Origin of the sequence: Chitinophaga sp. 22308, from assembly GCF_052045305.1 — a bacterium.
Lineage (GTDB): Bacteria > Bacteroidota > Bacteroidia > Chitinophagales > Chitinophagaceae > Chitinophaga > Chitinophaga varians_A.
Window position 1 is genome coordinate 89,877 of sequence record NZ_JBQEOP010000006.1, and the last position, 21,687, is coordinate 111,563.

A 21,687-nucleotide genomic window follows, 5' to 3' on the forward strand; every position below is an offset into this window, starting at 1 on the left:
AGTTGGTTTTAGCGGCTAAAAAGACAGGTTTACATTCAGGCCAAAACTGCGGACAGCGGGCAGCAAACCGGCCTCTATGCCCTGGAAGTTGCTGGCGCCATTGGCCATTTCCGGGTCAACAGGCAGCTTTCGTTTACCGATGCCTGGTATGTCCAGCAACGATTTCCCTCTGTACAGGTAGAAGAGGTTGCGGCCGGTGAGCGATACTTTCGCAGCCTTCAGCACTTTGTTGTTCAGCTTAAAATCATAGGCGACCGACAGTTCCCGCAAACGGAAGTTGGTGGCGCTGTAGGTAAAGAACTCGCCGTAAGCGTTGCGGCCACCTTGCGACACCGTCGTCCATAGGTCTTCTGCTTTAATGGCGATGTTATTCTGGGAGCCATCAGGCAGGACGCCGGGCAGTATCAGCCCGCCGTCGCGGAAACGGGTGGTATAGTCTGCCACGCCGTAAGCAGCCAGGATAGCGTCTGTACCGGAAACCAGCACCCCTCCCACCCTGCCGTCTATCAGGAAAGACAGGGAGAGGTTTTTATACTGTAACTGGTTATTCCAGCCCAGGGTGAAGTCAGGATTGAAATTGCCCAGTTTCTGGTTGGCCGTCACCACCGGCAAGCCGTTGGTGTTCACCATACGCTGACCGGTTTTCGGGTCGCGGCTCCAGGTATAACCGTAGATATCGCCATAAGAACCGCCCGGCGAAATCAGCAGGCTGCCGAAGATAATGGAGGGCGACAGGTTGGCCTGGTCTATGCCCGGCGCCAGTGACAATACTTTGTTTTTATTGGTCGCATAGTTCAACGTGGTATTCCAGCTGAAATTGCTTTTACGTACAGGCGTAGCCGTCAACATCACTTCTATGCCTCTGTTTTCGATATTACCGGCATTGATGTACTGATTGGTAAATCCGCTGGCCTGCGGCAGGCCGATATAAATCAGCTGGTTGATGGTATTGTTCTTATAGACTGTTGCGTCCACACCGAGGCGGCCGTCAAAGAAACGCGCTTCCAGGCCTGCTTCGTAGGACTTGGTTTGTTCCGGTTTCAGGTCCCTGATGGATTTGGTAACGTTCCTGGACACAAAGCCGTTGCCCGCGCCCATGGCGTAGTCATATGTCTGCAGCAGCAGGTACGGATCTGCGTCGTTGCCCACCTGCGTATAGGAGGCACGTACCTTCCCGAAAGAAACCCAGGAAGGCATTTTGATCATATCAGACAGCACAGCGGACAGTCCCACGGAAGGGTAAAAGTAGCTGTAAGGGCTGGGCAGCGTGGACGACCAGTCGTTACGCGCGCTGACGTCGAGATAGAGGTACTGTTTAAAATCCAGCTGGGCGTTGCCATAAACAGATTGTATCTCTTTTCTGACGGTAGTATTGGAGAAAGCCGGCGCCGAAGCAAAATTCAGGTTGAACTGGTTAGGAATGCTCAGGCCATTGGCCAGCGATTGCGTATTGTAGCCCCGGCTGGTAAGCACGCTGCCGCCCACGTTGTAGCTGAGATGAAAACTGTTGGAGATCGTATTGTTGCCGGACAACAGGAGGTCCATGTTACGTTCCCAGTGGTTCACATATCCTTCGAGATAACGGCCGCCCGGTTGCACGGGAAAGGCCACCGTGCCATCATAATAGGAAGCGGTGATCTTGTCGTCATAACGGTCAAGGCTATATCTTCCCTGTACGCTGAGCCAGTTCCGTAGCTGGTACTTTACAAGTCCCATCAGCATGATACGGTTGCGTGATTCGTTAAGGCTGTTGCGATATACGTCCCAGTAAGGGTTCTGGAAGGCGGAGGAGTTGGTCCAGTACACAGGGTATGGTTTGCCGGTAGCGTCGAAGCCTTCGTAGCGTTTCAGTGAATCGGGGCTGAGGTCGCGCGGCATGATGTAGGCTTCATTGGCCACGCCCTGGTCGCCCACACGTGGTTTATTTTTGATGTCCTGGCTGACGTAGGTCAGCTTCACGTCTGTCGTGAGGCGGGGCAGCACTTCCGCATTCACGCGGAGGTTAAGCGTATTACGTTGCAGCGTATTTTTAGGATAGATACCGCTGATGGCGTTATTAGCATAGGAAGCATATCCGCGTATTTTGTCAGTGCCCCCGGAAACATCCACGGCATTATTGACAGCCGTGCCGGTGTTAAAGAACCCGCGTACATTGTTCGCGTAGGTCTGTGCCGGAGCGCCCCAGCTGCCGCCGGAGCGGGCGCCGTACTGGCCGCCATTGCCACGGCCATAGGTGTTCTGGAATTTCATGAGCAGGTTGGGCTGGTCAACAGACACGCCTCCGTTATAATGCATGGCCAGTTTGCCGCTTTTTCCGCTTTTAGTGGTGATGATAAGGGCCCCGTTGGCAGCGCGGCTGCCATAGAGCGCAGCAGCTGCCGGGCCTTTGAGCACGTTGATCGACTCCACGTCCTGCGGGTTGATACTTGCAGCACCGTCGCTGCCGGAATAACCGCTGGCAGGACTTTTCACCTGGGTAGACACCGCATTGGCAGACCCTTTGCCACCAGTTTCAGTGCTCATTGTATTATCGATAGGTACGCCGTCTACCACGATCAGCGCATTGTTATTGCCGCTGATGGAGCGGTTGCCGCGAAGCACCACTCTCACCGCGCCGCCGGGACCGGAGGCGGCAGGCGTCACCACCGCGCCCGCCACTTTGCCATTGAGCGTGTTCATGATATTGGCGCCCGGGTCTTTGACAGCATTGATGCTCTCAGTGCCCAGTTGCTGCGTGGCATATCCCAGCGAGCGTGTTTTCCGTTCGATGCCCAGGGCCGTTACCACCACCTCGCTGAGGCTGGAGGAACTTTCGCTGAGCGCCACATCGATAGCCGCTTTGCCGTTTACCGGTATCTCCTGGCGGGCGTACCCCACAAAAGAAAATATCAATGTGGCATTGGCAGGCACGGAAAGCGAATAGGTGCCTGTAGCGTTGGTGGTGACACCCTGGGTAGTGCCTTTCACCGTGATGGTAACACCGGGAAGCGGTGTTTTGGACACAGCGTCCCTGACAGTGCCCTTAACAGGAGAAGTTTGCGCCATCAGCCGGCATGGCAGTATAAGAAGAAAATACAAGCATAGGTACAGTAACAGTCGGTGGTAATTACAGCTCTTCATACGCGCGAATTTTAATGAGTGATTCCTGGTTGGTTTCATGGCTGAAACAGGGTCTAAAATACACCGCATTAAAACGTTTTGACGGAAATTCACCGGTAACGTTACCGAAAACACCGGTGATTTCTTATATTCGGGCATATGCGCCGACACTATGCTACGATAAAAGATATTGCCCGGGCGTTGAACATCTCCGTATCAACGGTTTCCAGGGCCTTGCGGGACACTTATGATGTGAATGCCGAGACCCGGCAGCTGGTACTGGACAAGGCGGCAGAACTGCATTACCGGCCTAATTTCAATGCCACCGGCCTCGTAAAAAACAGTTCCCATAACCTGGCGGTGCTGTTGCCAGGCATTACCAACTACTACTTCTCCACGGTATTTACCGGTATACAGGAAGTGGCCTATCGCCACGGTTATAATCTCATCCTGCATGTCACCAACGACGATGCGGAACGCGAGCTGAATATTATCCGCAGCCTGTCTTTCAGCAGCCTCGACGGTATGCTGGTGTCTGTATCATCGCAGGCCGACGCCTGCAGCCATTTCCAGGAAATCATCGACGACGGTGTGCCTGTCGTGTTCTTTGATCGTGTAGCCGAGCATGTTAGTACCAGTAAGGTGATGCAGGACGATTACAACGGCGCCTTTGAAGCAACGGAGCACCTGATCGCCAAAGGGTACCGCCGCATTGCGCATATTGCCGGCCCGCAGGGACTTACCTTCACCGGCAACCGGCAACGGGGCTACCTGGACGCGTTGCGCAAACATAAACTGCCGGTGCATGATTCCTGGATCATCCACTCCGGCTTCTCGCAGGACAGCGGGTACCAGGACTTCCAGCAGCTATGGCAGCTACGCTCAAAGCCGGACGCTATTTTTGCGGTCAACGACCGGAAGGCCGTCGGCGCTATGCTGGCAATGAAAGAAAAAAAAATCGTTCCCGGGAAAGAAGTGGGTGTCATCGGCTTCACCAATGACCCGGTATCGGCCATCATCTCCCCTTCTCTCAGCACTATCGCAGAACCGGCCTTTGAGATTGGCAAAGTAAGTTGCCAGTTGCTGCTGAACCACATCCGGAAAAAAAATTTCATTGCGGAAGAAGTGGTGCTACCGGGGAAGCTGATTGAACGGGAATCGACGCAACGCGTTCGTTAAAAGGCAGGAAGCCTTTTTATCTCATCTAACGTTTACGCAAAAACGAAAAGCGTAAAACACAGTCATCGGCCGAAGGCCTGATAAAAAATATTACTCCGCCAGGTCTTTTATCCGGTACTTTATGATCTTGTTGATCAGCGATACCGGCAGCGGCTCGTCCAACGGAAACTGAATAGCACCTTTGGAGGTCTTATAGCCGGTAAGATCGTCCTGGAAAACGTTGATAGCAGTGCCTCCGGGATAAAAGCCCACATGGCTTTTATAAGCGGCGAACCATACCAGCACCTTATTGAGCTTAAATGCCGGGATATTGTAGCTGATCACCTCTGTAGCTTTAGGTACTGCTTTGCGGATGATCTCACGGATTTCACGCGCCTTTTGCAGGCTTGTTTCCGGCACAGTGGCCAGGTATTCATCGGTGGTTTTGAATTTTGTAGCCATCATACATAATTTATGTCACTACAAACATACAAAGACCGGTGCAACCAAAGGCGGTGTCAATACGACAATTACAAGGGGAGATACCGTCATAAATGACTATTTTGGGAAACCTATTTCGATACACATGACAAACAGCCAACAGCCTAAAATCAGCCTTGTTACCGGTGCCAGCAGTGGCATAGGCCAGGCTATTGCCCGCGCCCTGGCGGCAGAGGGCCATATTGTAGTGATAACCGCCCGCCGGCAGGAGCGATTAACAGCGATGGACGCCGACAACGTAGTGGTGATGGCCGGAGACCTCACTGACAGTGGTTTCCAGGAACAGGTAGTGCATGCTGTTTTTGACACTTACGGCCGGTGTGATTATCTCTTTAACTGTGCCGGCAGCATTGAAACCGGCCCTATTGAAGGCATCGACATCGATAAGATGTCTGCTATGATCAGGCTGAACGTAGAAGCCACTTTCCGGCTGACTTATCTTGTGCTGAAACGTTTCAAAGCGCAGGGCTTCGGACATGTGATCAACCTGTCGAGCGTGATGGGCACGAAAGTGCGGCCTACGGCCGGCGCCTATGCTGCCACCAAATTCGCCATGGAAGCGCTGTCGGAAGCCCTGCGGCTGGAGCTGGCAGGCACGCCGCTCAAGATATCGTGCATAGAGCCGGGGCTGGTGATGACAGAACTGCACAAAGACTGGGCCGTGCATCCCAAAGAAAGCATGGGCATTCACGAGCCACTTACGGTAGACGATATCGTAGGCACCGTGAAGTTTATTTTGCAACAGCCTGAGCATGTGCGTATCCCGAAACTGATGATCCTGCCGGGCCACCATCAGATCTGAGTTACAGCGCCACCACCACTTTACCGCGGGTGCTGTTGCTTTCAATCTGCTGATGTGCTTTTGCCATATCTTCAAAATTAAATACTGCGGACACATGGGATTTAAGCCTTCCGCGTTCCAATAGATCGGCCAGCCGGCGCATGTCTTTTCCGCTGGAAGCGACCGTAATGAAATACCCTTTTTTGCCCTGCGCAGTGGCTTTTTCCTCCACCGTTTCCCGCAGGCCGCTGGGCAGGCTGATGATAGTGCCTTGTGGCCGCAGCACTTTCAGCGAACGGTCAATGTATTCGCCGCCCATGGCGTCCAGTACGAGGTCCAGATCATGATAGTGGTCTTCAAACGCGCCGGACTTGTAGTCGAAGTGTTCATCTGCGCCGAGGCCCAGTACAAAATCGCGGTTGGCCGCAGAAGCAGTGCCAATCACATACGCGCCGGCTTCTTTCGCCAGTTGTACCGCATAATGGCCAACACCGCCGGCTGCGGCGTGTATCAATACTTTATCGCCGGGATTGATCTGCGTGCTGTTTAGTGCCTGCAGGGCTGTCAGCGCAGCCAGTGTGGCCGCAGCAGCCTCTTCATGGGAGATGCCGGCAGGCTTATGCGCCAGCTGGTCTGCGGGCGCGGCCACATATTCCGCATAGGCTTTACCATGACCGGGGAAGTTGACCATTCCAAATACTTCATCTCCTTCCTTGAATAACGAAGAACGGGAAGCCGTGACGATACCGGAGATATCCCAGCCCAAGATAATGGGGCCTTCTGCCGCCAGTTTATTGAACTGACCTTTCCCCGCGCGGGTTTTCACATCTACCGGGTTGATGCTGATGGCCTTTACCGCTACCAGTACTTCTCCTTCTTTTATCTCCGGTACCGGTAATGCTGTGTGTATCAGCTTATCGATACCACCGGCCTCTTTTACTATGATCGCTTTCATGGTGTTAAAATTGATTGATTACAAAAGTAAGCCTCCGTTGGTTTGCTTTCCTTGTATAATTCTGATATAAATCTGTAAAAGTAGCGGACGCCAAAAAAAAAGCGGCCCGGAGAACCGGGCCGCAGGTGGATTTATATTCGTTCACTTAAAACGTTTTAATGTCCTCTCCGAGGTCATAGACGGGCACCTGCCCATCCAGGGCGTCTGCCACGATGCTGCTGCCCGCGGCGCTGCGGTAACCGCCGGCGCAATGTACCACGACAGGTTTGCCGACAGGTATTTCGTTTATCCGTTCCCGTAACTGGTCCAGTGGAATGGCGATGGCCCCCGGCAACAAGGCGCCTGCCTGCACTTCGTTATCCATCCTTACATCCACGATGGTGAAATTCTCCGGATGCGCGCGCAGCTGGTCCAGCGGTACCGGCTTCATTGTTTCGTTGCCGCCGGTATAAACTATAGCCCCGCGTATCATGCTTTCATAGCCTATGCTGGCGGCCCTGCGAACAGCTTCCTGCAACTGCCGCGCATCTGCTGCCAGCAAGTAAAATGGTTCACCTGGCACCACCACGCTGCCCAGCCACGTTTCAAACTTGCCGTTCAGCTGCAGGTTGATCGCATGTGGCAGATGGCTTTGTTTGAAAGCCGCAGCCGGACGGGTATCTACGAGCAACACGCCTTTTTCCAATGCTTCAATGGAAGCCGGCGTGGGTACTTTCTCCAATAATGGCACGAGGGCTGGCGCCCCTTTCCGGTTGATGTCCACATCATACGGGAAATATTTCGGGATATAGGGCTGCTGTGACAACAGCTCTACCACAAAAGCATCTTCCGTATAATCCTGCAGGCTCCAGTTGGTCAGTTTCTCTGCACCGATGGTACTGCGGTTGGCGGCGCTCAGCGATTTCCCGCACAACGTACCGGCGCCATGGGCAGGATACACGTGTGTATCGTCCGGCAGTGTCATCAGCTTCTCCCGCAGGGAATGGTACATTTGCCGGGCAAGGTCGGCACGGGTGGCGGTCAGGTTGCCCGCTTTCTCACGCAGGTCCGGACGGCCGCAGTCTCCGATGAACAATGTATCGCCGGTAAATACAGCTTTTACAGCACCTTCTTCCTCCAGCACAATGCTGATACTGTCCGGCGAATGACCGGGCGTATTCAGCACCCTGAAAGTCAGCTCACCTATTTGCAGAATGTTTCCTTCATCAAAAGCAGTATGCGGATAAGCCGCACCCACCAAGGCCGAGCAATAGATAGTGGCGCCGGTGGCCTGGTGCAATTCCAGGTGGCTGCTGACAAAATCCGCATGCGGATGTGTTTCTATCACCCCGGTGATTTTTGCCTTCTTCGACGCTGCATATTCCACATAGGGGGTTATGTCACGGGCAGGGTCTATCAGTATTACTTCTCCTGCCTGTTCACTATACACAGCATAAGCATAGTGTGACAGCCCCTTATCTTCGAATTGTCTGATCTCCATAACTAAATATTTTTAATGAGGTAATTGATCACGAAAACGGCCATACACCCATGTGCCGGCGATGGCACTCAGTAAAGTAACAGCGACTACGGTAGCGCCTACACCGATCTGGGCGAACAGCGGGCCAGGACACGCGCCAGTTATGGCCCATCCCAGACCAAACAACAATCCGCCATAGATCTGTCCCTTGTTGAACTTCTTCGGATGAAACACGACCGTTTCCCCGTCCAGTGTTTTGATATTGAATTTTTTGATTAACCATACGGACAACATGCCCACCATCACGGCAGAGCCAATGACGCCGTACATGTGAAAAGATTGCAGCCGGAACATCTCCTGTATACGGAACCAGCTGATGACTTCCGCCTTCACAAAAATGATCCCGAACAACGTACCGATCACCAAATATTTTAATTGACTAAACCATGTATTCATAAAAAAGTCAGCATTACAATGAAAGAATAAAAGGCAGTATCAGATTAGCCATCACAAAACCGCCGATCATAAAACAGATAGTCGCCACCAGCGATGGCCACTGCAAAGTAGAGAGGCCCATGATAGCGTGACCGCTGGTACAGCCGCCGGCATAACGGGTGCCGAAGCCCACCAGGAAACCGCCACCGACCATCATCACCAGGCCACGGACAGACAACAGCGCGGGCCAGTTGAACAGTTGGCCGGGCACCAGCGAATGAAAGTCCGTAATACCATATGGCGCGAGGTCTGTCACGAGTTGAGGGTTCACCGCCACCGGCGCCGGATTAGCCAACACCGCGCCCGCGATGATGCCACCTAACAGGATACCCCCTACGAAAAAGAGGTTCCATGCCTCCTTCTTCCAGTCGTAATGAAAGAAAGGCACTTTAGCCGGCACACAGGCAGCACAGATATGCCGCAGGGATGAACTGATACCAAAAGATTTGTTGCCCACCAGCAGTAGTACCGGCACCGTCAAACCGATCAACGGGCCTGCTATGTACCAGGGCCAGGGTTGTTGTAAAAATTCAAGGATTGTCATCTAGTATGTGTTTATTTTACAAAGTTGTAGCAATACTGTCACGATTACGGTGACAATTGTTACAGAAGAGCATCTTTATTTCAATAATGTCTCCAGCAGGATGATGTAAACGCCCATGGCCAGTACAAACCAGCCGAAGCCTTGTTTCAGCCGCTCGCCCGGTATCCTCCGGGAAAGCAGTCCGCCTGCCAGCACCCCGGCCACCGCAATACCCGTCAGCGTCAGTAACAGCGTCCAGTTGATGGCTGCATGGCCGGTATCGCCCATAAAACCGATCAGGGTGCTCATGGCCATGATCATCAGGGAGGTGCCTACCGCCGTTTTCATGGGCAGGCCTGCCATCATGATCAGCGCCGGAATAATCAGAAAACCGCCACCGGCGCCCAGCAGGCCTGTCACCAGGCCGATCAGCGTGCCATAGAGCGCCAGCCGCACTTTGCCGGTGATGTCCATCGGTGCAGGGTTCTCTGTCACCACAGCTTTCCCCCGTATCATGGAAAAAGAGGCCAGGAGCATGAGCCCGGCGAACAATAACATGACGCCCAGCTCGCGGGTGACCACCAAATCGCCGATACTAATTAATGTCGCCGGAATAGCCGGTATTACAAAATGTCTTGTGAGCCATACCGCCGCAATAGACGGCACGCCAAATAACAACGCCACCGGCACATTCACCTTGTTCTTCCGGTAGCTGCCCACCGCGCCTACCAGGCTGGTAGAGCCCACGATAAAGAGTGAGTAGGACGTGGCTGCCGCCGGCGTGATACCAAAAAGGTACACCAGTACCGGCAGCGTCAGCACAGACCCGCCACCACCGATGAGACCCAGTGATATACCTATCAATGCCGCTGCGATATAACCTATAATTTCCATTTGTTACACATTTGCTTTACTGTTCATACAAAAGTACGAACGCTTCAAAGCAAACTCTGTGACTTAGGTTACACAGGCAGTACTTCTATAGAATTCCTGTTGAGTTTGACAAAACCTTTCTGTTCCATTTTTTTAAGCAGGCGGGAAACGACTTCCCTGGACGAGTTGAGGTCGGCAGCGATCTCCTGGTGGGTTAATTTGAGCTCCTGTGTGCCCAGTTTGGTGGCCTGGGAACGGATATAGGATAAAAGACGCTCGTCCATGTTTTTAAATACCGTGCTGTCCAGTACGTTCAGCACCTCTTCGAAGCGGCGGCGGTAAGACTCGATCACAAACTGGTACCAGCTTTTGTAGTCTTTCATCAACGCCTCCATATATCGCACGGGTATCATCAGTACCACGGAATCCTCTACGGCTTTGGCCATCACCTCACTGGCTTTACCGGAAGCCACGCATACCATGGAAATGGCGCAGGCATCGCCCGGTTCGAGGTAATACATAAAAAATTCGCCTATATCTTCTCCCTCCCGGTATAATTTGATCCTGCCTTCCAGCACCAGCACCGTGTATTTGATATATTGGCCCTGCTGCATGAGCACCGTGCCCGCAGGCACTTCCTGCAACGTTCCGATCTCCGACAGGTGAGCTTTCAAAGCATCGTCCAGGGAAGGAAAATGAGCATTGAGATAGTCCAGAATATCCGATTTAGCATCCATTGTACATGCGATATGGTTACAAGGTACAAAAAAGCCCGCGAACAGGAAGCAGTACAGATATCGCCATAAAAAAATATAAAAAAACCTAAAATTATATAACAGCCATACCGGTCCTTCCGGTTACTTTTGCTCACATATGAAGAAAGTCCTCACACTCCTGTTACTACTGCTGTACGTTGGCACCTCTACGGGCGCCACGTTCCACATGCACTACTGCATGGGCAAGCTGGTAGAAGTAACGCTGTGGCATGGGGACAATAAAAAATGCAGTCATTGCGAAACAGACCTGAGCAAGGGATGCCCTAAAAAATGCTGTAAGGACGAACATAAAACGGTCAAACTGGAGAAAGACCAGAAAGTGACCGCTCAGGCCCTGCATTTTTTGCAGATGCCGGTGGCGGAAGTCCCTGTCAGCTACGTGCAGCTGCCCACTGCCAGAATAGTGCCACTGGCAACAGCGCACCCGGTGAGCCATGCGCCGCCCTACAGCAGTAAAGTACAGCCCTATATCCTGCATTGTATTTTCCGCGTGTGATACCCCTTCCTGCAGAACGGTAAACCTGCCGTTACTGATTTACACCCTTTTATTACTTTTTTTCCGGGAGATAACCCACCTCTTCACGCTACGTGTAACCGATACCGTTATTAGGTTTACTGCTATGCGTCGCAGTGTACGACAGACTTTGTACCCGCAGCGGTTTCTGTTATCTTCTGGTATCCATTGAATTAAGATATATGGTACATCGAATTATCGAATGGTCGCTGCGCAACCGCTTCATTGTGCTGGTGCTGGCAGCCGCCCTCTTTGCCTGGGGCATCTATGCCGTTAAAAAGAACCCTATTGACGCTATTCCGGACCTGTCGGAGAACCAGGTGATCGTCTTTACAGAATGGATGGGCCGCGGCCCCCAGCTGATAGAAGACCAGATCACCTATCCGCTGGTGACCAACCTCCAGGGATTGCCTAAAATCAAATATGTACGCGGCTCTTCCATGTTCGGCATGAGTTTTATCTATGTTATTTTTCAGGATGATGCAGACATCTACTGGGCACGCGAAAGAGTGCTGGAGAGGCTCAGCACCGTGTCCCGCACACTGCCGGCGGGCGTTTCACCGCAACTGGGGCCTGACGGCACCGGTGTGGGCCACATCCTCTGGTACACGCTCGACGCGCCACAGATGGACCTCGGCGAACAACGCGCACTACAGGACTGGTACGTGAAATTCGCCCTGCAAAATGTGGAGGGCGTCAGCGAAATCGCTTCCTTCGGCGGCTTCCAGAAACAATACCAGATCACGGTAGATCCCAACAAACTGCTGTACTACCGCCTCTCCGTGCCCGAAGTGATCAACGCCATCCGCACCAACAACAATGAGTCCGGCGGCCGCAAATTTGAAATCAGCGACATCGGTTATATCATCAAAACTTCCGGCTACCTGAAATCCGCTGAGGAAATCGCCGACATACCTGTCAAAACACAAAACAGCATTCCCATACGCGTGGCCGATGTGGCTACCGTGCAGATGACCGGCGAAACACGCCTCGGTATCTTCGACCAGGACGGACAGGGAGAACGTGTAGGCGGCATCGTGGTCATGCGCTACGGAGAAAACGCCGCAGAAGTGATCGACCGCGTGAAAGCCAAAATGAAAGAAGTGGCCAAAGGACTCCCGGACCAGGTGAAATTTGATATCGTGTACGACCGCGGACAGCTGATCAAAGAATCGGTGGACTCCATCAAACATACGCTGATAGAAGAAATGATCGTCGTGTCTGTAGTGGTGATCATCTTCCTTTTCCACTGGCGCAGTGCCCTTAGCATCATCATACAGATACCCATTACGCTGGCCGCCAGCTTCCTGCTGCTGAACGCCTTCGGCATCTCCTCCAATATCATGTCGCTCACCGGTATCGCACTGGCCATCGGCGTCATCGTGGACAATGGTATCATCATGAGTGAAAATGCCTACAAACATCTGGCTGAGCGGTACGCCAGCTGGCAGGAACAACAAAAAAACCAATAACATGAACTGGCTGAAAAAGATATTTAAAAAACCACCGCAGTGGATCAGCGAAGAAGAAAGGCTGAAAGTCATTGAGCAGTCAAGCAAACAGGTGTCCCGCGGCGTATTCTTCGCCACTATCATCATCATCACCTCTTTCCTCCCGGTGTTTATGCTGACCGGGCAGGAAGGCAAGCTCTTTCACCCGCTGGCCTATACGAAAACATTTATCATGATCATGGACGCCCTGCTGGTCATCACCCTGGCGCCTGTCCTGATCTCTTTCTTTATGAAAGGCAAGTTCCGGCCGGACAATGCCAATCCGGTCAACAGGTTCCTGGAACGCCTGTACGAACCGGTCATCAAAGGTGTATTAAAATGGCGTAAAACCACCATCGCAGTCAACGTGATAGCCCTGGTGATCACGATACCGCTGCTGAAAAGCCTGGGCAGTGAGTTTATGCCGCCGCTGGACGAACAAAGCATCCTGTTTATGCCCGTCACCCTCCCGGATATCTCCAATGCAGAAGCCAAACGTATCCTGCAGGTACAGGACAAAATCATCAAGTCGGTGCCGGAAGTGGAGAAAGTGCTGGGCAAAGCGGGCCGCGCCAGCACCGCTACCGACAACTCCCCTATCAGCATGATCGAAACCATCATAATGCTGAAACCCAAATCGCAATGGCGCGAAGGCAAAACGAAGAAAGACATCATCGATGAGCTGGACGCCAAATTGCAGATACCCGGTGTTGTGAACGGATGGACACAGCCCATCATCAACCGTATCAACATGCTGGCCACGGGTATTCGTACAGACGTAGGCGTGAAAGTATATGGCCAGCAGCTGGACACTATTGCAGCTGTTTCCGAAAAAGTGAGAAAGGCGCTGGAAGGCACCCCTGGTATCACCGACCTGTACGTAGAACCCGTTACCGGCGGCAAATACCTCGACATCACCGTTCGGCGGGCCGACCTGGCCCGTTACGGCCTCAACGTAGACGATGTGAACCAGACCGTAGAAACCGCGCTGGGCGGCGCCCCCATCGGCAATACCATCGAAGGGCGGCAACGTTTCTCTATCAGCGTGCGACTGGCACAGGACTACCGCAACAGTGTGGAACGTATCCGCCGTATTCCCATTATGTCTGCCACCACAGGCGAAGTTCCCTTGTCTGCCGTGGCCGATGTGAAATTCACCGACGGGCCGCCCATGATCACGTCCGACAATGCCATGCTACGGGGCGCCGTACTGTTCAACGTTCGTGGCCGTGACCTTGGCAGCACCGTACAGGAAGCCATCAACAAAATGGGCCAGGCACAAAACATCCTGCCACAGGGCTATTACCTGGAGTGGAGCGGTCAGTACGAAAACCTGATCCGCGGCCAGCAGACACTATTATGGATTGCGCCCGTAGTGCTGATCATCATTTTCTTTTCACTCTACTTCGCTTTCCACTCCATCCGCGAAGCTTTCCTGAGCCTGATCACCGTTCCTTTCGCCCTTATCGGTGGCGCCTATATGATTTATTTCTGGGGCGTTAACCTGTCCGTGGCCGTGGCCGTGGGCTTCATCGCCCTCTTTGGTATTGCGGTGGAAACAGGTATTGTGATGGTCATCTACCTCAACGATGCCATGCAGCAATTGGTGAAACAAAAAGGCAACAGCTCGGCGACTATCACACGGGAAGACCTGCGGGTACACGTGATCTACGGCGCCGCCAAAAGGCTCCGCCCCAAACTGATGACCGTCTGCGTGTCCCTTTTTGGGCTGGTACCGGTGCTATGGGCCAACGGTGTAGGCACCGATGTCATGAAACCCATCGTACTGCCCATGATCGGCGGCGTACTCACCTCGTCCACGCATATTTTGCTGGTCACCCCGCTGATCTTCCTCATGACAAAAGAATATGAATTGCGTAAGCACGGAAAACTGGAGATCCATGAAGTACATCACTAAATATAAATATGCGCAGGCAAAAACGCAAAGCAGCAAGGGCTCAAAGCGGCTCACCCGGTTACTGATGCCGGTGATGGCCTTGATGGCGCATGTTGCCAGCGCGCAGCAGGCGCCGGTATTATCGCTGCAAAATATTCTGCAGAAAATAGACAGCAACAACGTGTTACTGCAATCCTACGGCCTGAAGGCGGAAAGTTACCGCCACAGCGCCGAGGCAGCCACCGCCTGGATGGCCCCCATGGTGGGCGCCGGTACCTTTATGACGCCCTATCCCGGCCAGATGATCATGGACGACCGCGACAAAGGCAACCTCATGCTGCAACTGGAACAGGACATTCCCAATCCGGCCAAACTGGCCGCCAAAAAGCGTTACATCGCTTCACAGGGCAATGTGGAAATGGCCACCCGCGGCATTACGCTCAACGAATTAAAAGCGCAGGCAAAGCGGTTGTACTTCACCTGGATAGTAGCACAACAAAAAATCCGCGTGTTGCAGGAGAATGAAAAAATCATGCAGACCATGCAGAAAATTGAAGAAGTGCGGTTTCCCTATAACCAGTCGCAGCTCAGCGGTGTCTATAAAACCGCGGCCAAACTGGAAGACAACCGCAACATGGTCCGCATGCAGGAAGGCACCATTTCCAAAGCGCGCTCCTGGCTCAACAGCCTGATGAACGCCCCCGGCAACCAGTCATTCGATATAGACACTGCATATCAACCGGTATTTGAGCAGGCATCGTCCTATGACACCGCGTCGCTGGCAGCCGTGCGGCAGGATATCCTGAAGATGAATGAAAGCATCCGGTCCATGCAGCTCAACGCAGAAGCCATGAAGCGGGACAAAAAGCCTGACTTCAGGATACGGTTCGATCATATGCAACCGCTGGGCCCTGCGATGCCAAAGGCTTTCAGCGCCATGGGCATGGTCAGCATACCGATTGTGCCATGGGCATCTAAAATGTACAAGTCAGGCATTAAGTCCATGGAATACAGCGTAGCCGCCATGGAAAAGGAGAAGTCCGCCATGCTACAAGAAACGCAGGGCATGCTGTACGGCATGCAGTACGAAATACGTTCCATGCAACAGCGTATCTGCGCTATGGAAGACAAGATCGTGCCGGCGCTGCGGCAAACGCTGGACACCGGTTTCCTGAATTACCAGGAAAACAAGCTGTCGCTTTCCGCTGTCATCGACTCGTGGGAGGCGCTGACAATGATGCAGTCCAATATTCTGGACGAGAAACTGAAACTCTATGAAATGATCGTGGATTATGAGAAACAACTATATCGCTAATATAAACATCCTGCCTGTTGCCGCACTGGTGCTGCTGGGCCTCGCAGCCTGCCAGCGTAAACCGGCGCAGACGCATGCTACCGGTCACACACAAACGCCGGACAGCAGCATTACCGCGCTGACGCAGCCCGTCAATGCCCGTGTGATTGCCACTATTCCGGTGATCAATGCCACCAGCGGCACGCGCATCCATACGGCTGAAGTGAGCGGTGTCATCACCTATGATACCCGCCGGCAGACCAGCATCGCCAGCCGTGTAGGCGGCCGTATCGAAAGGCTGCTGGTCAAATACAACTACCAGCCGGTCAGCAAAGGACAGTTGATCATGGAGATCTACTCCCCTGACCTGGCTGCCGCACAGCGGGAGCTGTTGCTCGTAGCCAAACAGGATGGCCCGCTGCTTTCCGCCGCCCGTGAGCGATTGCAGCTGCTGGGCATGCAGCCTGCGCAGATAGACCAGGTGTTGAAAACAGGGCGTATCCTTTACCGTATACCGGTATATAGTAACGCCAACGGCTATATCCTGGAGCAAAGCAGTGCCGCAGCGGCCACCGCTACAGCGCCTGTCGCCGCCGCACCTGCCGGTGACGGCATGAGCAGCATGGGCGGTGGTGGCAGCGCTCCCACAGCCGCTACGCCGGCGGCACCCGCCAATACGCCCGTGATGCTGCGGGAGGGGCAATACGTCAACGCAGGGCAGTCGCTGTTCACCATCTACCAGGCAGACAACCTCGTGGCGGAATTCTCTTTTCCTTCCACGCTGGCATCGAAAATAAAAACGCAGCAGCGCCTGTTGCTGTACCCGGTGCATGACAAAAACGCCATGCAACCCGGCACCATCGGGCTGATAGAGCCGGTATACCGCAACGGCCAAAACTTCATGTTGGCAAGGGTATACCTGGGCGCGCACCATTTCCGCGCGGGTCAGCTGCTGACCGCCAGCATACCGCTGGTATACCACGAAGGATGGTGGCTGCCCGCCAAAGCCGTGTACCGCTCCGGCAATCAATCGCTCGTGTTCCGGAAAACAGGGGGCGCCTTTATGCCGGTAGCTGTAACCACCGGCGCCACTGTAGCCGGCATGGTACAGGTAACCTCCAACATCGCCGGCTGGGAAGTGGCTTCTAACGCCGCCTACCTGGTAGACAGCGAAAGTTTTATCAAAACCAATCCATAGTGTAAAACATCAAACCATGGAAAGAAAAAATTTCTTACGCAATATATTCCTGGTCTCACTTGCTCCTGCAGTATTGCTGGCCGCCTGCAAGGAAACCGGCAAACCTGCGGCGCAGGCAGGGCCACAGCCCACGTTCACCTGTCCCATGCATCCGCAGATCGTGCAGAACAAACCCGGCACCTGCCCTATCTGCGGCATGGACCTGGTGCCGTTCGACAAAAACAACAAGGACCATTCACTCACGCTGGACAACAGCCAGATAGCGCTGGCCAACATCACCACCGTCACCATCGGCGCCGGCAACCTGGCAGGTTTTAAACAGCTGAACGGCCGCCTGGCCACCGATCCGGAGAAGACCAATATCATCTCCAGCCGCGTGCCCGGCCGTGTGGAAGTGCTGTACGTACGCGAAACAGGTGTCAAAGTCACCAAAGGACAACCGCTGTACCGCATCTATTCCGAGCAGCTGGCAGCCCTGCAGCAGGAATACCTGCTGGCGGCCGCGCAGGCGCGGCAGTTTCCCGACGATGCCCGCTTTGCGCAGATAGAAAGAGGCGCGCGGCAGAAGCTGTCGCTGTATGACCAGTCCGACGCCGCTATTCAGCAGCTGTTGCAGTCTCAGAAAGTCAATCCCTATGTGACGTATCCTGCCACACAAAGCGGCGTAGTGTCCGAACTGTCTGTCACCGAAGGGCAGTATGTGGCCGAGGGCGGTCCGGTGATGCGCCTCGAAGGCTATCAGCAGTTGTGGGTGGAAGCGGACCTCTACCCTGCGGAAGCCAATGCTGTAAAACCCGGACAGACTGTTAAAGTAATGGTGGCTGGCTGGGAGCAGGAACCGCAGCAGATGACTGTCCAGTTCATCAACCCTGCCCTGCAAAGCGGTAGTCAGCTGATGCAGCTGCGTGGCACCATCCCCAATCCCGACAACCGCTGGCAGCCGGGCCAGCAAGCCAATATACTCCTACCTGTTAAAAGTAAAAACGACGTACTGACGTTACCGGTAGATGCCGTCATCCGCGATGGTAAAGGCACGCATGTGTGGATAGAAAAAAGCAAGGGCAAGTTTGAACCGCGCATCGTCACTACCGGCATAGAGAACTACGATGCCGTAGAGATAGCAGACGGGCTGACCGCCGGTGATAAAGTAGTGGTGACCGGCGCCTACCTGCTGTACAGCGAGTATATCCTCAAAAAAGGCGCAGACCCGTTGGCAGCAGCGGCCAGTCATCAACATTAAAAAACCTACTGTTCATCATAAAAATCAACACATGACATCATTCGTTAAAGCGGGCATTCCCGTACTCTCGGCCCTGGTGCTGGCCGCCTGCGGCAACAGCGCCACTACCGGCAACAGCACAGACACGTCCCGTCAGCAGCAGCCGGAACAGGCTTCTGCCGCGCAGCCGGCAGCCCTTCAGCTGAAAGATGATCAGCTGAACGCCGTGTACCAGCAATACCAGCTGCTGTCGCAGGCGCTTGTCAACGGCGACGCCGGCGCAGCACGCATTGCAGCCAATGCTATTGAAACAGGCGCCAAAGACCTCGCCGGCGGTACACAGACCGCCAGCACCGCAGCCGCCATCGTGTCGGCAGCAGACATCCAAGCACAGCGTACCGCCTACGCGTCGCTCAGCAATGAGCTGATTGCGCTGGTGAAAAAATCAGGCGTCAGCAGCGGCGCCCTGTATGTGGATTTCTGTCCGATGGCCCTCAACGATAAAGGCGGCTACTGGCTGAGCACTGAGAAAAATATTCAGAACCCGTATTTCGGTGAACAGATGCTCACCTGCGGAGAAATAAAAGAAACTATTCACTAACACTAACGTAGACGTACACACGCATGAAAACGATTATCACCAGCACACTGGCAGTAGCCACACTGGCCTTTGCAGCCTGCAACAATCAAACTGCCACTCATGAGGGCAGTCACACCGACAGCACCGCCACCGCGCATCATCATGATGCCGCACCTGCCACCGCTGCGGACGTAACCACCATACAGCCGCAGTTCACCGATGTGGACCCCGCTATGGCCACCGCCATGAAAGGCATCGTGGACGGCTATCTGCAACTGAAAAACAGTCTCGCCGCCGATGACGATGCCGCCGCTGCCAAAGCCGGCGAAACCATGAGCGCCGCCCTGGCAAAAGCAGACGTGTCCCGCCTCACGGCAGACCAGAAAAAAATCTATCTCAACAACGAAGAAGACCTGAAGGAACACGCCGAACATATCAGCAAAAACGCCGGTAACATCGCGCATCAACGGGAACACTTCGTGATGATGAGCGACGATATGTATGAACTGGCCAAAGCCTTTGGTGGGGGCCAACCACTGTACCGTGCCCATTGCCCCATGTATGATCAAAATAAAGGCGCTTACTGGCTGAGCGAATCTGCCACGATTAAAAATCCTTATATGGGTGGTAAAATGACCGGCTGTGGTGCTGTAAAAGAACTGATAGCACCCGCGAAACAATAAACAGGTCCACTTAATTTCTTATATTTGAAACAGCCCGGGGCCAATGCCCCGGGACACTTACTTATGAAAAAGGGAAAATTAATCGCGGGCATATTGCTGCTCATCTTCGCCGGCATACAGCTTTTCCGGCCGGCTAAAAACCAGGGAAATGACCAGACAGCAGACATTAGCCGGGTAATCACCACGCCGGACAGCATCCATGCATTATTACAGGCAGCCTGCTATGACTGTCACAGTAACTATACGCACTATCCCTGGTACGCGGAGATACAGCCGGTGAGCTGGTGGCTGGCAAATCATGTCAACGAAGGCAAGAGAGAACTGAATTTCCATGAGTATGGAAAATATACCACCAAGCGGCAGCTGCATAAGCTGAAAGAAATGAAAGAACAAATCACAGAAGGCGAAATGCCGTTATCTTCCTATACCCTGATCCACAAGGAAGCCATATGGACACCTGCCCAGCAACAGGCGGTCATCACCTGGATAGACAGCGCCATGGCAAAGATGAGCGTCCAGGCACCGGTCAGGTAAATTTCAATACGCCGCAAGCAAAAATAGCCAGCAGCAGCAACAGCTGGATAATGTAGAAGAGGTTCAGACGGCCTTTCAGCGGTTCAATGGACGCGCTGATGTTCTCGCCCGATGTGGCCGCCTGCAATACCGGCTTCATCTTCTGGCCCAGCCTTCTACCCAGTATCCCATTTAGGATCACCAACAGAAACATGATCATTTTGATCCTGAACCAGAGCTGTTCCCCATAGGTACCATGTACCAGTGCCATCATCATAGTGCCCGAGAGGAGCAACAATAACATCCCTATGCCCATCGCCACCGGAAAGCGGGCCGTCAGGTCCAAAATGGCCACTGCCCTTACCCTGTCGGACGCATAAATCTTCCAAAACCGCCGGTTCGCCATAAATCCTGCCAGTACGATACCGGACACCATCGCCAGCCCGGTAATATGCACCAATAAACTCAATAAATAGGTGTTCATCTTAACTTGATTTTATACCGACAAAGGTCTGTACCACCGGCCTTTTCCGTTTATATTAAAAGGAGCCTTATTTATATAAAAAGGAATTAGATTTGTAAAAAAAGTACCATGCCGATGGAATGGGACGCCGCCGGAAACGGACGGCAAAAGCTCAACACCGACGAACCGGACATCTTTACACCTCACTTACATGAAAACTCATCAGAGGTATCGGCGCCGTTTGGCCAGGGAAAAATTTCCACCTGGCAGTTCGACGGTATCCGCATGATCCGGAGCAACTGGGAGTACAGCAGCCGCAGCCAGTTAACCTGGCAAACCGAAGCTGATATGGTCCACCTGCATTTCATCATGAAAGGGGACCTGCTCATGGAGCCTATTGACGGGAAGACGCCACTGCACTTTACCACCAATACGCACAACATGCTGTATAACAAAATGGTGCCGGGCGTACTGAACATCCAGGAGCTGGAAGCTTCCGCTTTTATACTCCAGTTTTCCAAAGACCTCTTTCTTCAACTGACAGAACATTCCGATGAAGTGCTGCAACGCTTTGCCGATAAAGTAATGAACGGCCAGCGCAGCACGCTTTCTCCCCGTTCCATGCCCATTACGCTTCCCATGCAGCAGACTATCAACGCCATCCTGCATTGCGGCTACCAGGGCGGTATTAAAAAGATGTTCCTTTTTTCCAAAGCCATTGAGATGCTGGTATTGGAAGCTGCTGCCTACCAGGAACACCATCACGCCAAAAACTCCGTGGTACGTACTCCCTATGACCGCGACCGGCTGCACTTTGTCCGTGAGCACCTGTCACAAAACCTGGAGAACCCTCCCACTCTTTCTGCACTGGCCAAACTGGCAGGGCTAAACGAATACAAATTAAAACACGGCTTTAAAGAGATGTTCCATACCACCGCATTTGGCTTTGTAGCCGAACAACGGCTGGAATTGGCCCGCACCTACCTGCTGGACCAACATAAAACAGTTGGCGAGATTGCGGTCATGCTGGGGTATTCGTCTATTCAGCATTTTAGTGCCGCTTTTAAAAAGAAGTTTGGCTGCTCGCCTAATAAAGCACGATGATATAGCTGGCTCGGGATAGATAGCACCACCACCTGTTAAGGCCTATCAGCAGTCCTGACATAATTATCAAGACCGCCTCCACAGGCGGTCTTTTTTCATTCCTCCTATTTTC

21 protein-coding genes are annotated in these 21,687 nt (G+C 53.2%); 12 read left to right on the forward strand and 9 right to left on the reverse strand.

Annotated features, from left to right (window positions below; translation table 11 throughout):
• Nucleotides 1-15 precede the first annotated feature (15 nt).
• Complete coding sequence (locus tag ACTJJS_RS24155) at nt 16-3,045, reverse strand: SusC/RagA family TonB-linked outer membrane protein (protein WP_440665636.1); 3,030 nt, start codon at nt 3,043-3,045, stop codon at nt 16-18.
• A 213-nt stretch (nt 3,046-3,258) separates the two neighbouring features.
• On the opposite strand from ACTJJS_RS24155, the gene ACTJJS_RS24160 reads away from it, so the two are divergent.
• Nucleotides 3,259-4,278: a LacI family DNA-binding transcriptional regulator gene (locus tag ACTJJS_RS24160; RefSeq protein WP_440665638.1), complete on the forward strand. Its 1,020-nt coding sequence runs from the start codon at nt 3,259-3,261 to the stop codon at nt 4,276-4,278.
• 90 nt (nt 4,279-4,368) lie between these two features.
• On the opposite strand, the gene ACTJJS_RS24165 is transcribed toward ACTJJS_RS24160, so the two are convergent.
• Nucleotides 4,369-4,722, reverse strand: coding sequence for an iron chaperone (locus ACTJJS_RS24165; protein ID WP_211092805.1), 354 nt, complete (start codon nt 4,720-4,722; stop codon nt 4,369-4,371).
• 121 nt (nt 4,723-4,843) lie between these two features.
• On the opposite strand from ACTJJS_RS24165, the gene ACTJJS_RS24170 reads away from it, so the two are divergent.
• Nucleotides 4,844-5,560, forward strand: a complete 717-nt coding sequence (locus ACTJJS_RS24170; RefSeq protein ID WP_440665640.1) for an SDR family oxidoreductase — start codon at nt 4,844-4,846, stop codon at nt 5,558-5,560.
• A 1-nt stretch (nt 5,561) separates the two neighbouring features.
• Here the strand turns inward: ACTJJS_RS24170 and ACTJJS_RS24175 are convergent, their stop codons facing one another.
• The 6 genes from ACTJJS_RS24175 to ACTJJS_RS24200 all read right to left on the reverse strand — a co-directional run bounded on the left by ACTJJS_RS24175 (nt 5,562) and on the right by ACTJJS_RS24200 (nt 10,581).
• A complete protein-coding gene (locus ACTJJS_RS24175) occupies nt 5,562-6,494 on the reverse strand; it encodes an NADP-dependent oxidoreductase (protein WP_440665642.1) in 933 nt (310 codons plus the stop codon).
• A 145-nt stretch (nt 6,495-6,639) separates the two neighbouring features.
• Nucleotides 6,640-7,974, reverse strand: a complete 1,335-nt coding sequence (locus tag ACTJJS_RS24180) for an MBL fold metallo-hydrolase (protein WP_440665644.1) — start codon at nt 7,972-7,974, stop codon at nt 6,640-6,642.
• A gap of 12 nt (nt 7,975-7,986) precedes the next feature.
• The gene (locus ACTJJS_RS24185; protein WP_168874873.1) at nt 7,987-8,409 is read right to left on the reverse strand and encodes a DUF6691 family protein; all 423 of its coding nucleotides are present in this window, start codon (nt 8,407-8,409) and stop codon (nt 7,987-7,989) included.
• A gap of 13 nt (nt 8,410-8,422) precedes the next feature.
• Entirely contained in the window at nt 8,423-8,992 is a 570-nt protein-coding gene (locus ACTJJS_RS24190; protein WP_211092804.1) for a YeeE/YedE family protein, read from the reverse strand.
• A 75-nt stretch (nt 8,993-9,067) separates the two neighbouring features.
• The gene (locus ACTJJS_RS24195) at nt 9,068-9,865 is read right to left on the reverse strand and encodes a sulfite exporter TauE/SafE family protein (protein ID WP_440665645.1); all 798 of its coding nucleotides are present in this window, start codon (nt 9,863-9,865) and stop codon (nt 9,068-9,070) included.
• Between the two features lie 68 nt (nt 9,866-9,933).
• Entirely contained in the window at nt 9,934-10,581 is a 648-nt protein-coding gene (locus tag ACTJJS_RS24200; protein ID WP_440665647.1) for a Crp/Fnr family transcriptional regulator, read from the reverse strand.
• A gap of 136 nt (nt 10,582-10,717) precedes the next feature.
• On the opposite strand from ACTJJS_RS24200, the gene ACTJJS_RS24205 reads away from it, so the two are divergent.
• The 9 genes from ACTJJS_RS24205 (at nt 10,718) to ACTJJS_RS24245 (ending at nt 20,029) form a co-directional block, all read left to right on the forward strand.
• Nucleotides 10,718-11,116, forward strand: a complete 399-nt coding sequence (locus ACTJJS_RS24205; RefSeq protein ID WP_440665648.1) for an HYC_CC_PP family protein — start codon at nt 10,718-10,720, stop codon at nt 11,114-11,116.
• A 200-nt stretch (nt 11,117-11,316) separates the two neighbouring features.
• Complete coding sequence (locus tag ACTJJS_RS24210) at nt 11,317-12,606, forward strand: efflux RND transporter permease subunit (protein WP_343746392.1); 1,290 nt, start codon at nt 11,317-11,319, stop codon at nt 12,604-12,606.
• Nucleotides 12,545-14,542, forward strand: a complete 1,998-nt coding sequence (locus ACTJJS_RS24215) for an efflux RND transporter permease subunit (protein WP_247655103.1) — start codon at nt 12,545-12,547, stop codon at nt 14,540-14,542. Before ACTJJS_RS24210 ends, ACTJJS_RS24215 begins: the two co-directional genes overlap by 62 nt.
• Nucleotides 14,526-15,836 carry a TolC family protein gene (locus ACTJJS_RS24220; RefSeq protein WP_440665650.1) on the forward strand — a complete coding sequence of 437 codons (1,311 nt, stop codon included), beginning with the start codon at nt 14,526-14,528 and terminating at the stop codon, nt 15,834-15,836. Before ACTJJS_RS24215 ends, ACTJJS_RS24220 begins: the two co-directional genes overlap by 17 nt.
• On the forward strand, nt 15,814-17,013 hold the full coding sequence (locus ACTJJS_RS24225; RefSeq protein ID WP_440665651.1) for an efflux RND transporter periplasmic adaptor subunit: 1,200 nt from the start codon (nt 15,814-15,816) through the stop codon (nt 17,011-17,013). The genes ACTJJS_RS24220 and ACTJJS_RS24225 overlap by 23 nt, the downstream gene beginning before the upstream one ends.
• Before the next feature lie 16 nt (nt 17,014-17,029).
• The gene (locus tag ACTJJS_RS24230) at nt 17,030-18,253 is read left to right on the forward strand and encodes an efflux RND transporter periplasmic adaptor subunit (protein ID WP_440665652.1); all 1,224 of its coding nucleotides are present in this window, start codon (nt 17,030-17,032) and stop codon (nt 18,251-18,253) included.
• Between the two features lie 31 nt (nt 18,254-18,284).
• Nucleotides 18,285-18,833, forward strand: a complete 549-nt coding sequence (locus ACTJJS_RS24235) for a DUF3347 domain-containing protein (protein ID WP_440665654.1) — start codon at nt 18,285-18,287, stop codon at nt 18,831-18,833.
• Between the two features lie 23 nt (nt 18,834-18,856).
• Nucleotides 18,857-19,495: a DUF3347 domain-containing protein gene (locus tag ACTJJS_RS24240; RefSeq protein WP_440665656.1), complete on the forward strand. Its 639-nt coding sequence runs from the start codon at nt 18,857-18,859 to the stop codon at nt 19,493-19,495.
• Between the two features lie 63 nt (nt 19,496-19,558).
• Entirely contained in the window at nt 19,559-20,029 is a 471-nt protein-coding gene (locus ACTJJS_RS24245) for a heme-binding domain-containing protein (protein WP_440665657.1), read from the forward strand.
• Here the strand turns inward: ACTJJS_RS24245 and ACTJJS_RS24250 are convergent.
• Nucleotides 20,022-20,492, reverse strand: a complete 471-nt coding sequence (locus tag ACTJJS_RS24250) for a hypothetical protein (protein ID WP_440665659.1) — start codon at nt 20,490-20,492, stop codon at nt 20,022-20,024. The genes ACTJJS_RS24245 and ACTJJS_RS24250 overlap by 8 nt on opposite strands.
• A 108-nt stretch (nt 20,493-20,600) precedes the next feature.
• Between ACTJJS_RS24250 and ACTJJS_RS24255 the strand changes: the two genes are divergently transcribed.
• On the forward strand, nt 20,601-21,575 hold the full coding sequence (locus tag ACTJJS_RS24255; protein ID WP_440665660.1) for a helix-turn-helix transcriptional regulator: 975 nt from the start codon (nt 20,601-20,603) through the stop codon (nt 21,573-21,575).
• Nucleotides 21,576-21,687 lie beyond the last annotated feature (112 nt).

Coding starts and splice junctions, on each gene's coding strand:
- ACTJJS_RS24155 (WP_440665636.1), bottom strand. CDS start 3,045: ATGGCGCAAACTTCTCCTGTTAAGGGCACTGTCAGGGACGCTGTGTCC.
- ACTJJS_RS24160 (WP_440665638.1), top strand. CDS start 3,259: ATGCGCCGACACTATGCTACGATAAAAGATATTGCCCGGGCGTTGAAC.
- ACTJJS_RS24165 (WP_211092805.1), bottom strand. CDS start 4,722: ATGATGGCTACAAAATTCAAAACCACCGATGAATACCTGGCCACTGTG.
- ACTJJS_RS24170 (WP_440665640.1), top strand. CDS start 4,844: ATGACAAACAGCCAACAGCCTAAAATCAGCCTTGTTACCGGTGCCAGC.
- ACTJJS_RS24175 (WP_440665642.1), bottom strand. CDS start 6,494: ATGAAAGCGATCATAGTAAAAGAGGCCGGTGGTATCGATAAGCTGATA.
- ACTJJS_RS24180 (WP_440665644.1), bottom strand. CDS start 7,974: ATGGAGATCAGACAATTCGAAGATAAGGGGCTGTCACACTATGCTTAT.
- ACTJJS_RS24185 (WP_168874873.1), bottom strand. CDS start 8,409: ATGAATACATGGTTTAGTCAATTAAAATATTTGGTGATCGGTACGTTG.
- ACTJJS_RS24190 (WP_211092804.1), bottom strand. CDS start 8,992: ATGACAATCCTTGAATTTTTACAACAACCCTGGCCCTGGTACATAGCA.
- ACTJJS_RS24195 (WP_440665645.1), bottom strand. CDS start 9,865: ATGGAAATTATAGGTTATATCGCAGCGGCATTGATAGGTATATCACTG.
- ACTJJS_RS24200 (WP_440665647.1), bottom strand. CDS start 10,581: ATGGATGCTAAATCGGATATTCTGGACTATCTCAATGCTCATTTTCCT.
- ACTJJS_RS24205 (WP_440665648.1), top strand. CDS start 10,718: ATGAAGAAAGTCCTCACACTCCTGTTACTACTGCTGTACGTTGGCACC.
- ACTJJS_RS24210 (WP_343746392.1), top strand. CDS start 11,317: ATGGTACATCGAATTATCGAATGGTCGCTGCGCAACCGCTTCATTGTG.
- ACTJJS_RS24215 (WP_247655103.1), top strand. CDS start 12,545: ATGCCTACAAACATCTGGCTGAGCGGTACGCCAGCTGGCAGGAACAAC.
- ACTJJS_RS24220 (WP_440665650.1), top strand. CDS start 14,526: ATGAAGTACATCACTAAATATAAATATGCGCAGGCAAAAACGCAAAGC.
- ACTJJS_RS24225 (WP_440665651.1), top strand. CDS start 15,814: ATGAGAAACAACTATATCGCTAATATAAACATCCTGCCTGTTGCCGCA.
- ACTJJS_RS24230 (WP_440665652.1), top strand. CDS start 17,030: ATGGAAAGAAAAAATTTCTTACGCAATATATTCCTGGTCTCACTTGCT.
- ACTJJS_RS24235 (WP_440665654.1), top strand. CDS start 18,285: ATGACATCATTCGTTAAAGCGGGCATTCCCGTACTCTCGGCCCTGGTG.
- ACTJJS_RS24240 (WP_440665656.1), top strand. CDS start 18,857: ATGAAAACGATTATCACCAGCACACTGGCAGTAGCCACACTGGCCTTT.
- ACTJJS_RS24245 (WP_440665657.1), top strand. CDS start 19,559: ATGAAAAAGGGAAAATTAATCGCGGGCATATTGCTGCTCATCTTCGCC.
- ACTJJS_RS24250 (WP_440665659.1), bottom strand. CDS start 20,492: ATGAACACCTATTTATTGAGTTTATTGGTGCATATTACCGGGCTGGCG.
- ACTJJS_RS24255 (WP_440665660.1), top strand. CDS start 20,601: ATGCCGATGGAATGGGACGCCGCCGGAAACGGACGGCAAAAGCTCAAC.